The following is a 20,964-nucleotide window of genomic DNA, read 5'->3' on the forward strand; positions in this document are numbered from 1 at the left end:
ATCGCGCCGACCGCGCTGAGCAGCCGGATCCGGACGAATGCCAGAATGAGATCATGGGCATGGGGGAGCTGCACGGGAGGAAATCCGAAGAGGACGCGATCGCCGAACTGCTGGCGAGAGCCCGGGCGGGCACCAGCTCGTCGCTGGTGCTGCGCGGTGAGCCGGGCATCGGCAAGACGGCGTTGCTCGACCACGCCGCCGCGGCCGCCGGTGACATGCGGCTGGTCCGCGGTACGGGGGTCGAGTTCGAGGCGGAGCTGCCGTTCTCGGGGCTGCAGCTGTTGCTGCGCCCGGCGCTCGGATCCCTCGCCGCGCTGCCCGACCCGCAGCGCGAGGCTCTGGAGGCGGCGTTCGGGCTCGGGCCCGCGGCCGGCTCCGAGCCGATGCTGGTGGGGCTGGCGGTGCTCTCCCTGCTGGCGGAGCACGCGGACGAGACAGGGCTGCTGTGCCTCGTCGACGACGCGCAGTGGCTCGACCGGGCGTCGCGGGACGCGCTCCTGTTCGCCGCCCGGCGCCTGCACGCCGAGGGCGTGGTCATGATCTTCGCCGCCCGGGACGGCGAGGGGTCCTTCCCCGCCCCCGGCCTTCCGGAGCTGCGCCTCTCCGGGCTGGCCCCGGAGGCGGCCGCGGCCCTGCTCGACCGGCATCCGCTCGCGCCCGCCGTGCGCTACCGCCTGCTCGCCGAGGCCGGCGGCAACCCGCTGGCTCTGCTGGAGCTGCCGGTCGCCCTGGCCGCGGAGGGCGGCAGCGTGTTCTCGCCCGGGGCGCTCCCTCTCACCAGCCGCCTCCAACTGGCCTTCCACGGCCAGGTCAGCCGGATGCCGGAGGCTTGCCAGAGCCTGCTCCTGGTGGCGGCGGCCGACGAGACCGGCGAGCTCACCGTGATCCTGCCCGCCGCCGCCGCGCTGGGGGCGGCCGTCGAGGACCTGTCCCCCGCCGAGCGGGCGGGCCTGGTGCTCCGCGGCGACGCCGACGGCACCACGATTCGCTTCCGCCATCCTCTGATTCGCGCCGCCGTCTACCAGCGGGCGCCGCTCGGGCAACGCCTCGCCGTCCACCGCGCGCTCGCCGCCGCCCTCGGCTCGCCCGAGCACGCCGACCGCAGGGCCTGGCATCTGGCGGCCGCCGCCACCGGAGCCGACGAGGAGGCCGCCGCCGCGCTGGAACGCACCGCCGCCCGCGCCCGCGAACGCAGCGGCCACGAGGCGGCCGCGGCGGCGTACGAACGGGCCGCCCGCCTGAGCGCCGAGCCCGCCGCCAGGGCTCACCGAGAGGCCCTGGCGGCGGAGGCGGCCCTGGAGGCGGGCGATTTGGAGCGTGCCAGGGCCTTCGGAGACCGCGCGGCCCGGCGGCTGGACGAGGCCCCGGCGGTGAACGCGCGGATCGCCCAGGTGCGGGCGCTCGCGGACTTCTGGCAGGGCTCCTACCCCACCGCCCACCGGTTGCTGCTCGACGGCGCCGAGTTCGTCCGCGACACCGATCCGAGCCAGGCCGCCGTGTTGCTGATCCATGCCGTTCACACCTCCTGGTACCTGGGGGAACGGCAGCTCGCGGAGACGCTGGACCGGCTGGTGGCGCTGCCGCTGGACGATGCGGATCCGCTCGCGCCGGTGGGGCCCTACCTCGTCCACCTCGACCGGGGCCGTTCCGAGCGGCCGCCGCCGCTGGGCGACACCCTCGCGGCGGTGCGGAGGCGGGGCCGGGTCCCCGACCAGGCATTGACGATCCTCTGCGGAGCGGCACTCGCGTTGGGCCAGGACGCCGACGCCTACGAGCTGGCGACCGCGCTCGCCGCCGAACACCGCGCGCGGGGCGGTGCCGGGCGGCTGCCGACGGTGCTGTTCTTCATGGCCGAGGGCGAGGTGTTCACCGGACGGCACCTGGACGCGCTCGCCACGGCGACCGAGGCCCTGGGGCTCGCCCACGACACCGGCCAGCAGCAGTGGGTCAGCCAGTTCAGCAGTGTGCTCGCCTACCTCGACGCGGCCAGGGGGGAGGAGGCGGCCTGCCGGCGTTACGCCGAGGAGGGGCTGGCGGGGGCCACCGCCGGGGCCATCTCCCCCGGAGCGCCGTGGGCGCACTGGGCGCTCGGGCTGCTGGACCTCGGCCTCGGCCGCGCCGAGGCGGCGCTCGCCCGTTTCGAGCGCCTGACCCGAGAGCCGATGCGGCATCACATCTGCGCCACTCGTTCCACCCCCGACCTGGTGGAGTCGGCCGTACGGGTGGGGGCGCCGGAACGCGCCGCCGAGCCTCTGGCGCGCTTCGAGCGGTGGGCCGGGTCGGTCCGGCAGCCGTGGGCCGACGCGCTCGTGCTGCGCTGCCGTGGGCTGCTCGCCGACGACGACCAGGCCGAGGCGTTCTACACGGAGGCCCTCGAACTGCACGACCAGGACGGCCGCGCGCTGGAGTACGCCAGGACCGCGCTGCTCCACGGCGAATGGCTGCGCAGGGCTCGGCGGAAGGCCGAGGCGCGAGGGTCGTTGAACGATGCCCTGGAGATCTTCGACCGGCTCGGCATGCGGCCGTGGGCCGAACGCACCCGCGGCGAGCTCACCGCGACCGGCTCCCAGAACCAGGGCGCCAGGCCCGCCGAAGGCGTGGCCGCCGGCCTCACCCCGCAGGAACTGCAGATCGCCCGGCTCGCCGCGCAGGGTCTGTCCAACCGCGACATCGCCGCGCGGCTCTTCCTCAGCCACCGGACGGTCGGCTACCACCTCTACAAGGCCTATCCCAAGCTCGGCGTCGCCTCCCGGAGCGAGCTCAAGGATTTCGCCGATCAACTGGGGCTGTGAGATATTTTCTCGATGATCGCTCCGGAACAGGTGCTACCTGGACAGATACTCCCCGTGGACGTCGACGAGGTCCCGCCGGTCGAGCTGGGCCCCGGTGTCCACGTACGGATGCTCCCGGGCATGCCGGGGATCAGGACGTGGGTGATCGACATCGCCCCGGGCGCCGAATGGCCGGACCTCGACGTCCACGAGACCTACGGCGAGGCGTACTTCGTCGTGAGCGGCGAAGTCATCGAGGGCGACCGCACCCACGGCCCGGGCACCTACGTCGCCTTCGGCCCGGAGACGAGCCACCGGCCCCGTACGGAGACCGGTCTGCGCGCCTTCGGATTCAACTACGACGTCACCGCCTGACGAACTCCAGGAGATCGGCGTCGAGCCGGTCCCCGTCGCCCGCGAAGAGCCGGTGGCCCGCCCGTCCTGCCGCGACGGGACAACGGTGCGGGCCCTTCGCCTTCACACGGGCTCACAGCGCCTCGTGGCGCACTCAACGGATGTGACGGTTGCCGGTCCCGGCGGCGCCGGGACCGGCCCGAGCCCGAGGGCTACCCGGCGGGCAGCGCCTCCCGGATCGCCTTCGCGGTGGAAGCCGGGTCGTAGCCCTCGGGGATGCCTCCGACCAAGATGATGTCGCCCTCGATGTGCCGCGAGCGCAGCGGCGCGATCTCCTGGTACGCGGGTGAGTCCCACCAGGCCCGAGCCTCGGCGACCCCGGGGAAGCCGATCATCACGACGTGCCCGGGCCAGCCGCCCTCCTTCACCTCGTGCTGCGTGCCGTGCACGAGGAAGCGTCCGCCGTACGGCTCGAAGGTGGCGGTGATGCGCTCGATGTACTCAGCGATCTCCGGATGCGGAGCGGCTTCCTGCAGGTGAGCTATGACGTAGGCGGTCATGGTTCCTCCTCTGTTCCTCGGATGAGCGGGGCGGACCGGTCCGGTGATCCGCCCCGAGGTGTTCAGACTCCGGCCGGCACCTTGTCGAGGAAGCCGAGCACCCGGCTGATCCGCCCGTCGTCGCCGATCACCGCGACGTCGAAGCCGATGGCGACCGGCTCGGCGCCCTCGGGTCCCAGGTGCCAGGTGAACCGCGCGATGTCGTGGTGGGCGTCCACGGCGCCGCCGAGGCTGAAGACCAGCCCGCCGAACTGCCCCTGGATCGCCGCGATGGCGGCGTCGAGCCCGTCCCTGCCCTGAACGGAGACCAGCGGGTCGGTGTACACCGCGTCCTCGGCGAAGACCTCCGCCAGAACGGCCTGCCGCGCGGCGGCGTCGGTCTCGTTCCACGCGGCGAGGTAGCGCTGGACCAGATCGTTCGTGTCGCTCATGTCTCTCCTCAGTGGTCGTGCTCTCCTGTGACCACCAACTTAGGAAGACGGGAACGACGGGGAATCTGACACGCTTAAGTACTTTCGCCCCCATGAGACCCGTACCTGCTCAGACCATGCACCGGTCGTGGTGGCGGTGGAGGCCGGCCCGCTCCTGCCTGCCGGACTCGGGGAGGGCGATGGGAGCCGGGCCGGCGTTCCGGCGTTTCAGGGTTCGGAACGGGCGTTCGTCGGAGAGCCCTCCGCCGGGCGGCGGCGGCCGGACTCGGACTCGGACTCGGACTCGGACTCGGACTCGGACTCGGACTCGGACTCGGACTCGGACTCGTCGAGGATCCTCAGCGCGTTCTCGTATTTGCGCCTGAGCGAGGCGGCCTTCTCCGGATCGAGCACGGCCAGCCGTTCTTCGGCGGTGTTGTGGCCGATGTCGGCGCGCTTGACGAGCCGGCCCAGGGGGTGCGCCGCGGCCCGCCGGACGAAGTCGTCGTAGGTCTCGCCCTCGTTGCGGGTGACGGCCATGATCGCTTCCACCGTGTACGGCTCGACCCCGGCCTCCAGCAGGTCCTCGGGCGTCAGGGCGGTGTCCTCGACGACGTCGTGGAGCATCCCGGCGATCTGTGCCTGCAGGCCGTGGGGCTCGAGCGCCCTGGAGACCGCCGCCGGATGGTGGATGTAGGCCAGCCCGGCCTTGTCCGTCTGCCCTTCGTGAGCGCGATCCGCCAGTCGATGGGCGTCGTCAAGGGTGAAGGTCATCGTCAGCTCCTCGGGCCGATACTGTGATCTTACTCGTGGCGTCGCCGTCTTCGGCGGGCGGCCCACTCGCGTGACGGATATCCCATGGACCCGATCCCGGCCGGCGCGTGGATTGTCATCCGCTCTCCACCATCACGGGGGCAATTCGAAGAGTATCCATTGATCTCTCGGGACGGTGGAACGGGCCAATCGGTATCGAAGGCACAAACGGCGGCGACGCCACGCTCCTCACAATGCGCGACGGCCGGAATCACGCGCACCGCCGAGCGACTCTTCCCTTACCGGAGAGCGTCGGAGGTGAGACCCGAGGCGATCGGCTCCACGCCTTCACGGGCACCTTCGAAGCCATCTGACCGGCCCCGGTCAAACCCACGGGCAAACAGGACGCATTCTGGGCCACGAGTAAACCATTTGTCCCCTGAATCACCGGAATGCGTTCCGTTGCGAGCCTCAACGCATGGAAATTACCTTCCGAGCCTCCGCGATGGCCGGAACGGCCGTTCTCGCTCCGCCGGGACCGCACCCCCCTCTTGTCGCCCGTCGCGACCCCTACGGTTTTCACCAGCGGAAAAAGGTCGCCGACGTCGGCCGAACATCCGGGGCCGCCCGCTCGGCCCCGCCACGCGACACGCCCGGGAGAACCGGCAGAGGAGCGATGGACCCTGGTGACCCAAAGTGGCAGAAGTCGATTTTTTTCGTGGCTACGACCACGGAACCCGACCAGAGGTCACGAAAGTTCAAAGCACCCCCTTGAGGTCATCCGGAAAGACCATCACTGACATGCCGCGGATGCAGTCATGCGAGGTGTCAAGGCACCTCCAAGCGAGCCGCTGTTTTTAGCCCGTCAAGAGCGGGAAGCATTTATCAATGACGTCAAGGCACCGGAGTTCAACCTTGAGTAATTAACCCGGGAGCCTGGACCATCAACGGACAGGGTTTCTCATGCGCGGCGGCGAAAGGAAGGACTAGAGTTTTACACGCGGGGAAGAGACGCGAGAGCCATCGTCGGCCGGTTCACAGCCGCACACTCTGACGCCAAGATTAAGGAGTGACACAATGGCACGTCAGCAAGTTGTCACGTTCACCGATGACATCACAGGGAAGCAGGCGGACGAGACTGTCTCGTTCGGCCTGGACGGAACCACTTACGAGATCGACCTGAGCACGAAAAACGCCACGAAGCTTCGAGACGCCCTCCAGCCCTTCCGGTCGGCGGCGCGCAAGGCAGGCACTCCCCTGACCCGCAAGGGCCGGGCGAAGAGCTCCACCGGCAACCGGGAACGGAGCGCCGAGATCCGGGCGTGGGCCAAGGCACACGGGATCGAGGTGAGCGAGCGCGGGCGCATCGGAGGGAAGGTCGCGGAGGCTTTCGCCGCCGGTGACCCCAGCATGGCCAAGGCCTCGGGCAAAAAAGCACCGGAGGCCGCGTTCAGCAAGTAAGAAACGCAGGAACGGAACTCCCGGACCTTGCAGGGGTGCCGGCGTCGTAGCCGACCGGGAGTGCTGGAGAGGGGCCCCCTCCGGTGGGCGTGTCGACCATGGTTTCGTATGTCGGATACGTAAACCATCCGATGCGCCCCCACCGCCCCGAAACCACAATCAACCAGGTGGTCACCCTGTTGCCTGCCCATCTGAGCCCCGTCGTCCTCCATCGGTGGACGAGCGTGGACCCGCGTGAGATCGGATCGGCCGAGTATCACGATCCTTTCGGCGGCACCACCAGGACCTGGGAATACACCCGCTGGACCAGCGAGGAGAGGACCATCGGGTTCCCCGCCACCGAGCTGGTGCCGTCCTGGGCGGCGAGCACCCCTCCGGGGACCTGGCTGGAGGTCGGGCTCCAGGCCCGCACCGCCTCCGGCGCCCTCACCAAGTGGTACGTGATGGGCCGCTGGGCCGAGGACGACACCGACGTCCACCGGACGTCCCTGCCCGGTCAGGGCGACTCCGACGGCGACGTCGCGGTGGACACCTACGTGGCCGCCGGAGCCGTCACCGCCTACCGGCTCAGGTTCACGCTGTACGGTTCGGGCGCGAAGGTGCACCGGGCCGGGGTGATGGCCTCGGCGGTTCCCTCCCGGACCACGGTGCCGGTGAGCCCGTCCGGGGATAACGGGGGCGTCGAGCTGGACGTGCCGCGCCGGTCGCAGAGGGTCCACGCGGGACACTTCCCCCAGTGGGACGGCGGCGGGGACAACTGGTGCAGCCCCGCCTCGATGACCATGGTCCTCGACTACTGGAAGCGCGGGCCGCGCCAGGCCGACCTGTCGTGGGTCACGCCCGGCGACCCGTGCCCGGCCGTGGACCACGCCGCCAGATACATGTACGACCACAGCTATCAGGGCACCGGCAACTGGCCGTTCGGCGTCGCCTACGCCGGCCGGTACGGCATGGAGGGCTTCGTCACCCGGCTGCGCTCGCTCACCGAGCTGGAGCGCCTCGTCCACGCCGGGATCCCGGTGCTCACCTCACAGTCGTTCCGGGAGCACGAGCTGCCCGGTTCGGGATACTCCACCGGCGGCCACATCATGGTCGTCGTCGGTTTCACCGCGGGCGGTGACGTCATCGCCAACGATCCCGCGGCGCCGGACGACCACTCGGTGCGCCGGGTATATCCGCGGGCCGCGTTCGAGAACGTCTGGCTCCGCGGTTCCGGCAGCGGGGGAATCGTGCACGTCGTCCACCCGCCCGACATTTCCCTGCCCCCTTCCGACGGCAATTGGTGATCATGCTCAACGACTCTCCCATCCGTCCCGTCGATGTGGCCAGGGTGGACGACCGTCCGCTCTGGGTCGAGATCCTCGGGGAGGAGGTGTGGTGGGACGAGCCCCGTCCGCATGAGGGCGGGCGCAGATGCGTGGTCCGGTGCGGGCCTGACGGCGTGCCGCGCGACGCGATCCCCGCGGGCTGGAACTCCCGCAACCGCCTCATCGAGTACGGCGGGCGCTCCTGGCGGCCGCTGCCGGACGGCCGGATCGTCTTCACCAACTGGTCCGACCAGCGCGTCTACCTGTACGGCGAGCGCCCCGCCCCGGCCTCCGGCGGCGGACCGGGCCGAGCCGAGCGGGCCGAGCAGGTCGCCCCCGCCACGGGCCCGGGCGGCCCCAAGGCGGCCGAGCCGGTCGCTCTGACCGCGGATCCGGGCGGCCCCGAGCCGGTCACCCTCATCACTGATCCGGGCGGCCCCGAGCCGACCACCCTCACCGAAGGTTCGGGCGGTTCCGAGCCGATCGCCCTCACCGACGACGACGGGGCCCGCTACGGCGACCTGTACCTCCCGCCCGGCCGCGACGAGGTCTGGGCCGTCCGCGAGATCCACCCCGCCCAGGCCGGCCCCGGCTCCCGCGTCCCCCCCCGCCGTGACCTGGTGGCGGTGCCGCTGGACGGCGGGCCGGTCCGGGTCATCGTCACCGCCCAGCACTTCCTGACCAACCCGCGGATCTCCCCCGGCGGGACCCACGTCGCCTGGATCGGCTGGGACCACCCGGCCATGCCCTGGGACGGCACCGAGCTGTGCGTCGCCCCCCTGGACGCGAACGGCTCCGCCGGGCCGTACCGGGTCGTCGCCGGCGGCCCGGACGAGTCGGTGATCCAGGCCGAGTGGCGCGACGACGGCGCCCTCTACGCGCTCACCGACCCCGACGGCTGGTGGAACCTGCACCTGATCCCCCTCGACGGCTCCCCCGCCCGCGACCTGGCCCCGCGCCGGGAAGACTGCGGCGACGCCCTCTGGCGGCTCGGCAGCACCTGGTTCGCGCTCGCGGGCGAGCGGATCGTCCTCGTGCACGGCACCCCGGCCCACCGCCGTCTCGGCGTGCTCGACCCGGCGGGCGGCGAGATCGTCGACGTCGACACCCCGGCCACCTACTGGAACCCCACGCTCTCGGCCTCCGGTGATCTGGTGGCGGGCGTGGCGGCCTCGCCGTACACACCGTTCGAGGTCGTGTCGGTGGACCTGCGGACCGGCGCGCACGCCGTACTGTCGGCGAAGAAGGACCTGCCCCCTCGCGACGCGCTGCCCGCGCCCGAGGCGGTGACCTTCGACGGCGTGCACGCCCATCTCCACCCGCCGCGCGGCGCCACCGGACCGGCCCCCTACGTGATCTTCGTGCACGGCGGGCCGACCAGCGCCTCCGCGATGGTCCTCGACCTGGAGATCGCCTACTTCACCAGCCGGGGCATCGGCGTGGCCGACGTGAACTACGGCGGCTCCACCGGGTACGGCCGGGCCTACCGGGAGCGGCTGCGGCACCGATGGGGGGTGGTGGACGTGCGCGACTGCGAGACGGTGGCGCGCGGGCTGATCGCCGCCGGGCGGGCGCATCCCTCCAAGGTCGCGATCAGGGGCGGCAGCGCGGGCGGCTGGACGTCGCTGGCCGCGCTGGTGCACAGCGAGGTGTTCCGCGGCGCGGTGGCCCACTACGCGATCACCGACCCGGAGAGCTGGGCGGCGGAGACCCACGACTTCGAGTCGCGCTATCTCGACGGCCTGATCGGCCCGCTCCCGGAGACCCGGCAGCGCTACCTGGATCGTTCTCCCACCCTGCACGCCGATCGCGCGTCCGGCCCCGCCCTGCTCATGCACGGTCTGGAGGACGCGATCGTCGATCCGGTCCAGGCGGAGCGGTTCGCCGCCGCGCTGGAGCGCGGGGGCACGCCGTGGGCGTATCTGACCTTTCCCGGGGAGCAGCACGGCTGGCGGCGGGAGGAGACCATCGTGGCCGCGCTCGAAGCCGAACTGGCCTTCTACGGTCTGATCTTCGGTTTCCCGACGCCCGAGGTGCCGCCGCTGATTCTGCGCGGCCTGTGAACCGTCCGCGTCCTCGTCGAGGGTCGTCCACCCCCGCCAGGCCGGGGGCGCGGGTCTCCACGCGCCGAGCCGTCCGGCCTTCTCCTGCTCCTGCGGGACTCGGGGGAAGGCCTCGGGCGTGGGTGAGGGTACGCTGCATGATTCTGAGCCCGGGACCTATTTCTTACCTGGCCGTATAAGCATTGAAACACCCCCAATGTAGACTCAAAGTAATCGGCCGAGCACCGTGAGCAAGTGTCGGAGAGCTGAGCGGGAGTCCGCCACGCCCCGGCTCACCCCCGGCACGCACCTTGACCCGTCGTTTCCAGGAGGGCTTTCTTCAATGAGCGAGGTCGCACGGATCTGCTCGGACCTGATCAGGTTCGACACCACCAATCCGGGCCCCGGCGAGCGGCCGGCGGCCGAATACGTCGCCGAGCTGCTGGCGGAGACCGGCGTCGAACCGGTCGTGTTCGAGTCGGACAGGCACCGCACCAACGTGGTCGCCAGGATCCCGGGCGACTCGGACGAGGCCCTGCTGATGCACGGCCATCTCGACGTGGTCCCGGCCGTGGCCGCCGACTGGCGGATTCACCCGTTCTCCGGGGAGATCGAGGACGGTTGCGTCTGGGGCCGGGGCGCGGTGGACATGAAGGGCACCCTCTCCATGACGCTCGCCCTGGTCCGCGACTGGGCCCGGCGCGGGGTACGGCCGAAACGGGACCTCGTGCTGGCGTTCCTCGCCGACGAGGAGGCCACCGGCGAGTACGGCGCGAAGCTCGCGGTGCAGCAGCACCGCGAGCTGTTCGACGGCTGCACCGAGGCCATCAGCGAGTCCGGCGGCTACAGCGTAGAGGCGACACCGGACGCGCGGATCTACCCGGTCTCGGTGGGCGAGCGCGGCACCGCCTGGATGAGGCTCACCGCCCACGGCATCGCCGGGCACGGCTCCCGCCCGCCGGCGGACAACGCCGTGGCCGAGATCTGCCACGCCCTGTCCAGGGTCGCCTCCTACCAGTGGCCGATACGGCTGACGCCCGGGGTGGCGGCCCTGGTCGAGAGCCTGTCGGACATCCTCGGCGAGAGCATCGACGCCGACCGCCTGGAGAAGGAGGCCGAACGGCTGGGCCGGATCGGCAGGCTGTTCGAGGCGCAGATCCGCAACTCGGCGAATCCGACGATGCTGGAGGCCGGCTACAAGGTCAACGTGGTCCCCGGCACGGCCACGGCGTACATCGACGGGCGGTTCCTGCCCGGATACCGCGACGAGTTCCTGGAGACGATCGACCGCCTGCTCGGCCCGAAGATCACCCGGGAGTTCGTCAGCTTCGGCGACGCCCCGTCCGCGCCGCTGGACTCGCCGTTCTTCGAGCAGCTCTGCGCCGCCCTCGTCGCCGAGGATCCGGCCGCGCGGCCGGTGCCGTACGTGATGTCCGGCGGCACGGACGCGAAGTCCTTCGACAAGCTCGGCATCAAGGGCTACGGCTTCGCCCCGCTGATGCTCAGCCCGGATCTGGACTACTACGGCATGTTCCACGGCGTGGACGAGCGTGTCCCCGTCGAGGGCCTGGAGTTCGGCGTGCGCGTCCTGGACCGCCTCCTCGCCTCCTGACCTTCGCTCTCGGCTCCACTCCTCTCACCTCCGCCCGCCGTTTCCCGTCCCTTCTCGCCCCCCGATCTTCGCCCTCCTGCTCCGATTCTCGTCTCCGCCCTCCGCTTCCCGTCCCTTCTCGCCTCCTGCTCCCTTGCCCTCCGGCTCCAGCCCTCTTCGCCTCTTTCCCCGTCCCTTTCTTGCCCCTTGCCCGCTCTCCTCCCGCTTTCTCGCGCTCTCCCGGCCTGCTCTCGACCGATTCACAGCGGACTCTGAGCAAACTCACAGCCGGGCCGCCCCAGGAGAAGAAAGCGGTTTTCATCGGGGCATTCCGCACGCCGGAGAACGCCATGGGGGAAGGCAAACACCCTGGTCAGGAGGCCGCCACCACGATCGGCCCGCCCCGGATCCCAGGGAAAAGCAGCCGGACGCCGCCTCCCTGAAACTTGGGCATCATGACTCACGTGCCGATCCTGATGTACCACTCGGCGTCCGGCCGGTCCGGTCATGAGACGCGATCACCGGCGGCGCGCCCGCCGGTCCTCGCCGGGCCGCCGCCGATCCGTCCGAAGAAGCGGATGCCGGCCGAGGGCCAGGCCAGGGCCGCCCATCACCCGGTACGGCCTGCGCCGGGTGCGCGGGGGTGAGTGAGAGGGACGCGGAGCGGCGGGTCTGGCCGCCGGGCGAGGGTCTCGCCGCCGACGCCCGGCGAGATCGACGGGAGCCCGAGGCGAGTGCGGCCTCCGACCTGGTGAAAGTCGCCGGCAAGGACGATGCAACCGCTCCGTTCGATGCTGACGGAGCGATGACCGACCCCACGATGGCCCAAGGCTCGAGGACCGGCCTCATGGATCGCCTGCGGGCGGACCTCCGCAACCCGCTGTTCCTCCAGGGCTACGCACTGATGATCAACACGGCGATCACCGCCGTGCTCGGCCTGGGTTACTGGGTCCTGGCCACGCATCTCTACTCCGCCTCCGCCTTCGGCGAGGGGCAGACCATGATCAGCGTTCTGCGCCTGTTCGCCTCGCTCACCGGGCTGGCGTTCGTCGGCGCCCTGGCCAGGTTCATTCCGGTGGCGGGCCGGCGCACCGCCGAGTTCGTCGTGCGCGGTTACGTGATCGCAGGAGTCGCCGGTCTGGTGGCCGCGCTCGGATTCCTGCTGACCCTCCCTCTCTGGGGACCGGTCTACGGCCACCTCGGCGGGTTCGGCCCGGGGCTGTTCTTCCTGGTCTCCGTCCTGGTCTGGACGGTCTTCACCCTCCAGGACGTGACGCTCGCCGGGCTGCGCAGGGCCATCTGGGTGCCGGTGAACAGCCTGGCCTTCGGCCTGGTCAAGATGGCCATGCTCGTCGGGCTGGCGCGCGCGCTGCCCGACGGCGGGCTCTTCGGGGGGATCTTCATCTCCTGGATCGTGCCGACCGCCCTGGCGCTGATCCCGATCAACTGGTTCATCTTCACGATCGTCATCCCCCGGCACGTCAGGGAGACCAGGGAGTCCGCCGCGAACCCGCCGCCGCTCCGCGAGGTCGGCCGGTTCCTGGCCGGAGACTTTCCCGGCACGCTCTCCGTCCTGCTGATCGTCTACCTGGTCCCGGTCATGGTCGCCGCCTGGCTCAACGACGCGGCGATGTTCGGCTACTTCTCGATAGCCCACACCCTGGGCTGCATGATCGAGCTCCTGGCGGCGAACATGGCGGTCTCGCTGACCGTGGAGGGTTCCTTCAACGCCGCCCGGCTGGCGCAGAGCGTGCGCAACGCGCTCCGCCGCACCTTCCTGATCGTCGGGCCGATCATCGTGATGGTCGTCGTCGCCGCCCCGCTGATCCTGAACATCTTCAGCCCGGAGCTCTCCAGGGAGGGCACGCCGCTGCTCCGCCTGATGGCGCTGGCCGTACTGCCCGGCACACTGATCGAGATCTACCTCAGCATGCTGCGGGCGCAGAGCAGTGCCCGGAGCCTGGCGGCCGTCCAGATCGGGATGGCGGTGCTGGTGCTCGTCTCCGTCGCCGCGATCTTCCCCTCCGCCGGCATCGTCGGGGTGGGGTACGGGATGCTGGCCAGTCAGCTTCTGATCGCGCTCATCATCCTCCCCGGTCTGCGCAGAGTGATCAAGGTCGGCAAGGCCTCGCCGACCGTCGCCGCGTAGGACACGATGCGACCCTGCGATCCACCGCCGCACGAGCTTGCCGCCGTGTCGGGGGCAGTGATGGACGGTCACCGGTGACTCCAGAGGACGTCGTGGCGAAACGTACGGGTCGCCGCTGCCTGGCGCTGCCCTCCAACCGCCTGGGCCTGTATCTGGCGCTGCGGCACTGGTGCCGTCCCGGCCAGCGGCTCTTGATGTCACCGCTGTCGGCCGACGAGATCCTGTTCCTGGTGCTGGCCGCCGGGCTGCGCCCGGTCATCGCCCCGCTGTCGCCCCGCGACGGCAACATCGACGCGGGCGCCGTCGACCTCGACCGGATCGACGCCGTGCTGACCACCAACCTGTACGGCCTGCCCGACCGGGTGGCCGCCTTCACCGGCAAGATTCTGATCGAGGACGTCGCGCACGCGATCGAGACCACCGTGGACGGCCGGCCGCTGGGCGCCTTCGGGGTGGCCGGGGTCTTCAGCCTGTCCAAGCACGTCGGCGCCGGATCCGGCGGGGTCCTCGCGGTCGAGCACGAGGCCGACCTGCGGGCCCTGCGGCGCGAGCGCGACCGGCTGCTCCGGCCGGGCGCCCTCCACCGGGAGATCATCACCATCCTGACCTCGGCCGTCCGGCACACCGCGCTACGCCTGAACCTGGTGCGGCCCGCCCTGCGCGCGATGCGCGCGCTGGGCATGGAGGAGCCTCGCGACGGTCACCGCATCCCGCCGCGTCTCGGAGACCTGGTCGCCGCGCTGCGCACGGCCCCCGGACTCCCGGCCTTCGACTCCTGGGTCCGGGCGGACCTGCACGACTACCGGACCCGGCTCGGCCCCCTGTCGCAGTGGTACCAGGTGCAGCGGCTGTGCGCCCTGCCCCACCGGCGCGCCGAGCGCGTCGCGGGGGTCCGGATGCTGTCCAGACTGCCCATCGTGGCCCCGGCCGTCCGCGACCACCTTCACCAGCCTCTCTTCCGGGTGCCGCTGCTGGTCGCCGACCGGAACGCGGCGATCGCCGCGCTGGAGCGCCGCGGGGTGGCGACCGGATATCTCTACGACCCGCCCTACGACGGCTACCTGCCCGGCTTCACCGATCCCTCGCCCCGCCCCGAGATCGCCCTCTGGTGGGGCAGGCACGTACTGCCCGTCGACCCGCTCCACGCCCACCGCGCCATGCCGGTCCTCGAGAGGCTCACTCCGGCGTCCCCGCTCCTTCCCACGGTCTCCTCCGACATCTCCTAGCGCTGAAAACAGCACCCGGAGCCTGTCGTCCTCGAAGGCGGCCGAACGCGCCCAGGCCACGGTGCCGAGCTGGTGGGCGATGAGCAGCATGGCGCTGTCTCCGGACGTGAAGAGCGTGAAATGTCTCCCTTTTGGGCGTGGGGTTATCGGGGCGGGCCGAGGATGACGCCGCCGTACAGCTCCGAGGCCTCGGTCAGGAGTTCCTTGGGGATCTGGAAACCTTCGGGCCGGGGTGTGCGGAGGTCGCGCCCGGCATGGCGAAACATGCCCTCGATGCCACCGGGGGTAGTGATCAGCAGCAGGTCCGCGCGCTCGGAGGTGATGCGGTAGGAATGCGGGATGTTGCGCGGCAGGAAGACGATGCCGCCTTCGCGCAGATTGGTCTCCTCATCACCGGCCCACACCAGGGCGGTGCCCTTGATGAGCAGGAAGATCTCGTCCTCACGGGTGTGCATGTGGTACGGCGGAGCCTCACCCTTGGCCACGTCGAAGCGGCCCACGGTCAGCTGCCCCTCGGTTGCGTCCTTGTCGAGCAGTACGGAGAAGATCCCGCCGTCGATCCACTCGAGTTGCTGCTGCTGGTCGCGTTGCGCGAGATAGGCCGAGCTCATGCGACGGGCAGCGGGCTGTTGGCGATCAGCGTGGCGAACTCGGGGTCGTACGGCGGGCGGGCGGGCGCATGGGTCTTCACAGGGTGCTCCTTGCGGGATGACCATTTATGTGGCTGGCCACATGAAGGTATCTCCCATTTATGTGGCTGGCAACATAAATCGGCGTTTCGTTGGCCGGCCACAGAACTCGTGCTAATTTATGTGGCCAGCCACGGAACTGGAAGGTGGAACACTATGGCAGCGACCCCGCAGTCGCCCGGCTCTGTCCATGGCGGCCGCCTGAGCTACGCCATCTTCGCCCTCGCGCGGGCACACCGCGGCGTCGCCGCCGGGATGCTGCGCGACCTCGGCCTGCATCCCGGCCAGGAACTGCTGCTGATGCAGCTGTTCGACCAGGACGGCCAGACCCAGTCCGAACTGCTGGACAGCGTTGGCCTGGACCACTCGACCGTCTCCAAGTCGCTGCGCCGCATGCAGGAGGCCGGGCTGGTCACCCGCCGGCCCAACGAGCATGACCGGCGGGTGCTCAACGTCTGGCTCACCGAGCGGGGCCGGGAGCTGCGCCGGCCCATCGAGACCATGTGGGCCGCCCTTGAGGAGATCTCCACCCGGCACCTTGACGAACAGGCGATCCGGTCCTTCACCGCCACCGCCGCCACCATCGAGAGCTCGATCACCAACCGCACCCGCCCGGCTCCCGAGTCTCGTCACCGCGGACACCGTTCCACCTGACCGCTCTAAGAACCAGGAAACACCAGGAAACAGAGCACTGGACGAGTGCTCCGATCCCGTTGGGGGTGCGGGATCGACGAAGGGTGCTGACGATCGATGTGTGACCAACGATCGTCAACACCCTTCTCACCGCACTCCGCGTGGAGCGCGCGGGTGAACCTTCCCGGTCACGGCCCCTAGCTGTAGACGCCGAACTCGTAGAGCGAGTAGCCGTACGCCGTGCCGCGCTGGGTGAGGTTCAGCCGGACGTACCTGGCCGACGCGTTGAGCTCGATGGCGTCGAACCCGCCGTCACCGGTCGTGGTCGAGTAGGCGGTGCTCCAGTCCGAGCCGTTGGCCGAGGTCTGGAGCTGGTACGCCTTGCCGTACGCGCTCTCCCAGCCGAGCTGGACGCGCTTGATCGCGGTGGACGCGCCGAGGTCCACCTGGATCCACTGCGGGTCGGCCCACTCGCTGGCCCACCGGGACGTGAAGCTGCCGTCGGTGGCCCGGCCCGGGGTGAACGGGCCGCCGTCGCCGGTCGGCTGATAGGTGGAGGCGGTGGTCGGCTTGCCGAGCGCCACGTTGGTTCCGGTGAGCACCGGGGGGACCACGCGGAACGACCTCTGCTCGATGCCGACGTTGCCCTGCCCGTCGAAGGCGTACACGTAGACCTTCCACACGCCCATCTGCTCCGGCGCGGTCACCGTGAACCTGCCGGGGCCGGTCTGGGTGAACCGGACGTTGTCGAGGCCGCGGTTGCCGTTGATGTGCTTGTTGCTGAACATGAGGTTGTAGCGGATCAGGTCGCTGTTCGGGTCGGTCGCGGCGACCTCGACGGTGAAGGCCTTCCCGGCCTGGACGGCGGTCTGCGAACCGACCGTCATCGAGGTGATCTCCGGGGGTGTGTTCGCCGAGGCCTGCCCGGTGTAGGCCGCCCTGAGCGCGTGGTAGCCGTGCCGCCGCCAGCCGCCGGTGGTGGTGTTGAGCCACACCCCGCCGAAGTCGTTCTCCAGGCCGTAGTGGAACTCGGTGGCGCCGAGCGCGACGCCCGGATGACTCTTGATCGCGTTCCAGCTGGCGGTGTACTGCTGCCGCTTCTGCAGGTCGGTCGGCTCGTTCGGGACGCCGTTGACGTCGTTGGGGACCTCCCACTCACCATCGGGTCCGGCCTCGGTGACGATGTACGGCTTGGTGTATCCGCCGTTGATCCAGTCCTGCTTGACGGTGTGAATGGCGCCGTAGGAGTTGACCGCGAGCAGGTCCAGCGCCGGGGAGTAGGCCTTGTAGTAGGTCCAGGCCTGGGTGTAGGCGTCGGTGGAGGTGACCGGGTGGCCCGGGTCGGCGGCGTGGATCGCCTGCGCCACCTCGTTGACGAACTTCGCGTACGCCACCCGCCGCTGCTCGACCACGTCGGCCGGCAGGCCGTGGTCCTGCATGGTGAGGATGACCTCGTTGCCGACGTCCCACATGAGCACGCCCTGGCGGCCCTTGAGGCTGTTGACCCGGGCGACGATCTCGTTCTTCACGCTGGTCTTGTACGCGGTGTCGTTGACGTAGTCGGCGCCCTGGTTGAGCCAGTGCCCGACGATGACCTTGATGCCCTGCTGGGCCGCCCTGTCGAGCAGCGCCGGGGTGTTGGCGTCGTCGACGCCCCAGAGGCGGATCGTGTTGACGCCCATGGCCTTGAGGTCACGCATGTAGCCGTCGGCCGCGGCCTGCGGCGGGCCGTAGGTCATGCCCTTGATCTCGTAGGGTGAGCCGTTCACCTGGAGCTGCCAGTTGCCCTGCGAACCGGTGACCCTGACCGTGCTCGGCCCGGCCGGGGTGGCGGGGTCGGTCATGGCGGCGGGGACGGTGCCGGCCTGCCTGGAGACCGAGACCTGGTCCACGCTCAGCACTCCGCCGGAGGTGGTGGCGGCGGTCGGCGTCGTGACGCCCGCGAGAGCGTTCGGCAGCGAGCCGCCGATGGCCAGGTCGAAGCGGAGGTAGAAGCCGTGGTGGAGGGCGGCGTTCCAGGCGGCGACGCCGACCTGGCTCTCGCGCACGACCCAGGTCTGCCTGCCGTCGAGATAGAAGCGGACCTCCTCGTCGGTCTTGGTCCGGTCGATGACCTGGCTGTATTCGTGGTAGCCGCTCTGGCAGCCCTCACAGGTGGCGAAGCCGCCGGTGCGGCCGTTGTACTCGTTGCACACCCCGTCGGGGGCGGTGCCGCAGTGCAGAGCGTTGGCCAGCTGGTCGCGGCCGTTGACGTCGGTCATGATGTCGGTCTCGCCGACGGACGGCCAGTTGTTGTAGTTGCCCCGGTAGGCGGCGCCGGTCGCCCGGAAACCGGGCCAGTAGCCCAGGGCGTTCGCGACGTCGGGCTGCTTGAGCCGGGCGCTGAACCTGAGCATCTCGCCCGGCTGAGGCGTGAAGTCGGTGCGCTGGGTCTCGATCCGGCCGGAGGTCCAGTTGCCCGCGCCGTCCTTGATCGCCTTGATGTTCAGGTAACCGCCGCCGTCCAGGAAGACGTTGGCGGTCGAGGCGCTCATGGTCTCGACCTCGCCGGTGCCCCAGTTCGCGGCGCCGCCGGGATACTGCTTGCCGGTGCGCAGGATCCAGTTCGCGGCCGAGGGGGAGGTGCCGGCGGCTCCGGTGAAGTCGTCCTTCCACACCTCGGTCCAGGCGCCGGGCTGCTCGGGCCCGCCGCCGCCACCGGTGCCCGGCTGACCGTAGATCTGGAACTCCCACAGCGAGTAGCCGTAGCCGGTGCCGCGAACGGTGCCGGACATCCGTACGTACCGGCCGGAGCCGGTCACGTCCAGCGTCTGGGTGCCGCCGGTGCCGGTGGTGGTCGAGTAGATGTCGGTCCAGGTGGAGCCGTCGCCGGAGACCTGGAGCTTGAACGCCTTGCCGTAGGCGGCCTCCCAGGTCAGCACGGCCCTGCTGATCGTCGCGGTGGCGCCCAGGTCGACCTGGAGCCACTGTGGATCGCTGAACGAGCTGGCCCACCGGGTGCCCGTCAGGTTTCCGTCGACCGCCGCCGCCGCGCTGTAGGCGGCGCCCTCGGACGACGAGGCCGTCGCCGTCTTGCCCTGCGACAGCAGGCCGTCGGCAGCCGCCGCCGGACTGATGAATGCCAGACCGGAAACGACCAGGCTCGCCAGAGCGGCGATGACCAGGCCCAACCGGAACCGGCCCGAACTACGAGCTGGATGCACGATCTCTCCTCGAAAAGGGGGTGCCTGCCGTACGAGGACGACAGAGGAGGAGAGCGCTCTCCGTAATCGAGGGTGCTCCTGGAGATCGAGCAGTGTCAAGGCTCTTCCCTTCACGGGTTCGAAACGCGCCGCTCACGCACCGGAAGAACTCGGCTCGGCGAACATGCCTCTGAGGCGTGTTTCCGCAGGACCGGGGCCTACAGCGGGCGTCGGAGACCTGCGGGAGGCCCGTGTCAGGGACATGAACAACAGGTTTCGGTTCGAGTCAGACTCCGTCTTGACAGTCGTGAGGGCAGGGAACAAGCTGAAAGGAGAGCGCTCTCCCATCCTCCGTTTTCCCAACGGTCACCCCCCACCGAAGGAGAGGGCATGCACTCAGCCCGAAGCCCAGTGCGACTACGCCTGGGCCTGATCGCCGCCACACTCACCGCGCTCGTCGCGGCCGGTCTGGCGATCATCACCCCCGCCGCCGCGGCGGACGCCCTGCTCTCGCAGAGCCGTCCCGCCACCGCCTCATCCTCCGAAGGAGGCGGGTACGCCGCCGGAGCCGCCTTCGACGGCAGCACCGGGACCCGATGGTCCAGCGCCGCCGCCGACCCGCAGTGGCTCCAGGTCGACCTGGGCGCCACCGCGACGATCTCCCAGGTCGTCCTCAACTGGGAGGGCGCCTACGGCAGGGCCTTCAAGATCCAGGTCTCCGGCAACGGCTCGTCGTGGACGGACGTCTACTCGACCACGACCGGCGCCGGCGGCACCCAGACCCTCGGCGTCTCCGGTTCCGGCCGGTACGTGCGGATGTACGGCACCGCCCGCGGCACCGGCTACGGCTACTCGCTGTGGGAGTTCAAGGTGTACGGCACCGGCGGCGCCGGGAGCACCCCCCGGCCGAAGCCGACGTTCACCGACGAGGTGACGCACCACGAGTTCCAGGCCAACTGCTCCCTGACGGCGAACCGGCCCGACGACCCGATCGTCTACCCCGGCCTGCCCGGCGCCTCGCACATGCACACCTTCGTCGGCAACAGGACGACCAACGCGAGCAGCACGGCGTCGTCGCTCCTCGGCGGCGGCACCTCGTGCACCAACCCGCACGACAGGTCGGCCTACTGGTTCCCGAGCTTCTACAAGGGCACCCAGCTGGTCGAGCCGACCGGCAACCAGGTCATCTACTACAAGTCCGGCATCCTTAACTACTGGGAGGTGCAGCCCTTCCCGCAGGCCCTGCGCTTCGTCGTCGGCAGCCCGACCGCGACGCTGGCGGAGTTCCGCGACTCCCCCGGAGCCGTCGAGGGCTTCGAGTGCGGCGACATCTCCCGCAGCTGGGACATCCCGACGTCCTGCGTGGCGGGCAGCCAGGTGAACGTCCGCTACCAGGCGCCAAGCTGCTGGGACGGCGTCAACCTCGACAGCCCCAACCACAAGAGTCACATGTCCTATCCCGTCGGCGGCTACTGCCCGGCCACCCACCCGGTGGCGGTGCCGATGCTGGAGTTCAAGATCGCCTTCCCCGCGAGCGGTGATCTCTCTCAGGCTCGGCTGGCCAGCGGTCGCGGCTACACCTGGCACTACGACTTCTTCAACGCGTGGGACAACCCCGCCATCCTCGACGCCCTGGTGACCCACTGCATCAACGGTGGACTCCAGTGCAACCCGCGCGGATACGACCTGTACAAGCCGCATCGCGGCGCCGCCCTCACGGAGAACTTCGAGCTCCCCTGACCGCGCGTGCCCGGCCCCCGGACCCTCCGGACGGGGCCGGGCACGTGCCCCTCGACGCGGGAGGGTTTCCCATGAGACGTGCCGGCGTGATCCTCG

15 protein-coding genes are annotated in these 20,964 nt (G+C 70.4%); 10 read left to right on the forward strand and 5 right to left on the reverse strand.

The annotated features are described in order from the left end of the window. Positions 1 to 53: 53 nt before the first annotated feature. Together DKM19_RS29900 and DKM19_RS29905 are read left to right on the forward strand one after the other, a co-directional pair. Entirely contained in the window at positions 54 to 2,792 is a 2,739-nt protein-coding gene (locus DKM19_RS29900; protein ID WP_110700155.1) for a LuxR family transcriptional regulator, read from the forward strand. Between the two features lie 12 nt (positions 2,793 to 2,804). Further along, the gene (locus DKM19_RS29905) at positions 2,805 to 3,146 is read left to right on the forward strand and encodes a cupin domain-containing protein (protein ID WP_110700157.1); all 342 of its coding nucleotides are present in this window, start codon (positions 2,805 to 2,807) and stop codon (positions 3,144 to 3,146) included. 191 nt (positions 3,147 to 3,337) lie between these two features. Here DKM19_RS29905 and DKM19_RS29910 read toward each other — a convergent pair whose 3' ends face one another. The 3 genes from DKM19_RS29910 to DKM19_RS29920 all read right to left on the reverse strand — a co-directional run bounded on the left by DKM19_RS29910 (position 3,338) and on the right by DKM19_RS29920 (position 4,869). Then, on the reverse strand, positions 3,338 to 3,685 hold the full coding sequence (locus DKM19_RS29910; RefSeq protein ID WP_110700159.1) for a DUF1330 domain-containing protein: 348 nt from the start codon (positions 3,683 to 3,685) through the stop codon (positions 3,338 to 3,340). Positions 3,686 to 3,747: 62 nt separating this feature from the next. After that, entirely contained in the window at positions 3,748 to 4,116 is a 369-nt protein-coding gene (locus DKM19_RS29915) for a nuclear transport factor 2 family protein (RefSeq protein ID WP_110700161.1), read from the reverse strand. Between the two features lie 207 nt (positions 4,117 to 4,323). Further along, complete coding sequence (locus DKM19_RS29920) at positions 4,324 to 4,869, reverse strand: HD domain-containing protein (RefSeq protein WP_110700163.1); 546 nt, start codon at positions 4,867 to 4,869, stop codon at positions 4,324 to 4,326. Positions 4,870 to 5,925: 1,056 nt separating this feature from the next. Between DKM19_RS29920 and DKM19_RS29925 the strand changes: the two genes are divergently transcribed. From DKM19_RS29925 to DKM19_RS29950, 6 genes are all read left to right on the forward strand, one after another. Then, positions 5,926 to 6,309, forward strand: coding sequence for an Lsr2 family protein (locus tag DKM19_RS29925; RefSeq protein WP_110700165.1), 384 nt, complete (start codon positions 5,926 to 5,928; stop codon positions 6,307 to 6,309). Between the two features lie 224 nt (positions 6,310 to 6,533). Then, positions 6,534 to 7,595, forward strand: coding sequence for a C39 family peptidase (locus tag DKM19_RS29930; protein WP_239513657.1), 1,062 nt, complete (start codon positions 6,534 to 6,536; stop codon positions 7,593 to 7,595). A gap of 2 nt (positions 7,596 to 7,597) precedes the next feature. After that, a complete protein-coding gene (locus tag DKM19_RS29935; RefSeq protein ID WP_110700167.1) occupies positions 7,598 to 9,679 on the forward strand; it encodes a prolyl oligopeptidase family serine peptidase in 2,082 nt (693 codons plus the stop codon). 322 nt (positions 9,680 to 10,001) lie between these two features. Next, a complete protein-coding gene (locus DKM19_RS29940; protein WP_110700169.1) occupies positions 10,002 to 11,270 on the forward strand; it encodes a M20/M25/M40 family metallo-hydrolase in 1,269 nt (422 codons plus the stop codon). A 622-nt stretch (positions 11,271 to 11,892) separates the two neighbouring features. Further along, complete coding sequence (locus DKM19_RS29945) at positions 11,893 to 13,398, forward strand: lipopolysaccharide biosynthesis protein (RefSeq protein WP_110700171.1); 1,506 nt, start codon at positions 11,893 to 11,895, stop codon at positions 13,396 to 13,398. A 74-nt stretch (positions 13,399 to 13,472) separates the two neighbouring features. Continuing rightward, positions 13,473 to 14,624 (forward strand): DegT/DnrJ/EryC1/StrS family aminotransferase, encoded by a 1,152-nt coding sequence (locus DKM19_RS29950; protein WP_110700173.1) that lies wholly within the window; start codon positions 13,473 to 13,475, stop codon positions 14,622 to 14,624. A gap of 143 nt (positions 14,625 to 14,767) precedes the next feature. Here the strand turns inward: DKM19_RS29950 and DKM19_RS29955 are convergent, their stop codons facing one another. After that, positions 14,768 to 15,235: a cupin domain-containing protein gene (locus DKM19_RS29955; protein ID WP_110700175.1), complete on the reverse strand. Its 468-nt coding sequence runs from the start codon at positions 15,233 to 15,235 to the stop codon at positions 14,768 to 14,770. Positions 15,236 to 15,469: 234 nt separating this feature from the next. On the opposite strand from DKM19_RS29955, the gene DKM19_RS29960 reads away from it, so the two are divergent. After that, on the forward strand, positions 15,470 to 15,967 hold the full coding sequence (locus tag DKM19_RS29960) for a MarR family winged helix-turn-helix transcriptional regulator (protein ID WP_110700177.1): 498 nt from the start codon (positions 15,470 to 15,472) through the stop codon (positions 15,965 to 15,967). A 176-nt stretch (positions 15,968 to 16,143) separates the two neighbouring features. On the opposite strand, the gene DKM19_RS29965 is transcribed toward DKM19_RS29960, so the two are convergent. Further along, the gene (locus tag DKM19_RS29965; protein ID WP_110700179.1) at positions 16,144 to 19,149 is read right to left on the reverse strand and encodes a discoidin domain-containing protein; all 3,006 of its coding nucleotides are present in this window, start codon (positions 19,147 to 19,149) and stop codon (positions 16,144 to 16,146) included. Between the two features lie 369 nt (positions 19,150 to 19,518). On the opposite strand from DKM19_RS29965, the gene DKM19_RS52605 reads away from it, so the two are divergent. Beyond that, positions 19,519 to 20,868 carry a DUF1996 domain-containing protein gene (locus DKM19_RS52605; RefSeq protein ID WP_110700181.1) on the forward strand — a complete coding sequence of 450 codons (1,350 nt, stop codon included), beginning with the start codon at positions 19,519 to 19,521 and terminating at the stop codon, positions 20,866 to 20,868. The last annotated feature ends 96 nt before the right edge of the window (positions 20,869 to 20,964 follow it).

The sequence above is a fragment of the Streptosporangium sp. 'caverna' genome, assembly GCF_003203775.1.
In the GTDB taxonomy this organism is placed as follows: domain Bacteria; phylum Actinomycetota; class Actinomycetes; order Streptosporangiales; family Streptosporangiaceae; genus Streptosporangium; species Streptosporangium subroseum.

Coding starts and splice junctions, on each gene's coding strand:
- DKM19_RS29900 (WP_110700155.1), top strand. CDS start 54: ATGGGCATGGGGGAGCTGCACGGGAGGAAATCCGAAGAGGACGCGATC.
- DKM19_RS29905 (WP_110700157.1), top strand. CDS start 2,805: ATGATCGCTCCGGAACAGGTGCTACCTGGACAGATACTCCCCGTGGAC.
- DKM19_RS29910 (WP_110700159.1), bottom strand. CDS start 3,685: ATGACCGCCTACGTCATAGCTCACCTGCAGGAAGCCGCTCCGCATCCG.
- DKM19_RS29915 (WP_110700161.1), bottom strand. CDS start 4,116: ATGAGCGACACGAACGATCTGGTCCAGCGCTACCTCGCCGCGTGGAAC.
- DKM19_RS29920 (WP_110700163.1), bottom strand. CDS start 4,869: ATGACCTTCACCCTTGACGACGCCCATCGACTGGCGGATCGCGCTCAC.
- DKM19_RS29925 (WP_110700165.1), top strand. CDS start 5,926: ATGGCACGTCAGCAAGTTGTCACGTTCACCGATGACATCACAGGGAAG.
- DKM19_RS29935 (WP_110700167.1), top strand. CDS start 7,598: ATGCTCAACGACTCTCCCATCCGTCCCGTCGATGTGGCCAGGGTGGAC.
- DKM19_RS29940 (WP_110700169.1), top strand. CDS start 10,002: ATGAGCGAGGTCGCACGGATCTGCTCGGACCTGATCAGGTTCGACACC.
- DKM19_RS29955 (WP_110700175.1), bottom strand. CDS start 15,235: ATGAGCTCGGCCTATCTCGCGCAACGCGACCAGCAGCAGCAACTCGAG.
- DKM19_RS29960 (WP_110700177.1), top strand. CDS start 15,470: ATGGCAGCGACCCCGCAGTCGCCCGGCTCTGTCCATGGCGGCCGCCTG.
- DKM19_RS52605 (WP_110700181.1), top strand. CDS start 19,519: ATGCACTCAGCCCGAAGCCCAGTGCGACTACGCCTGGGCCTGATCGCC.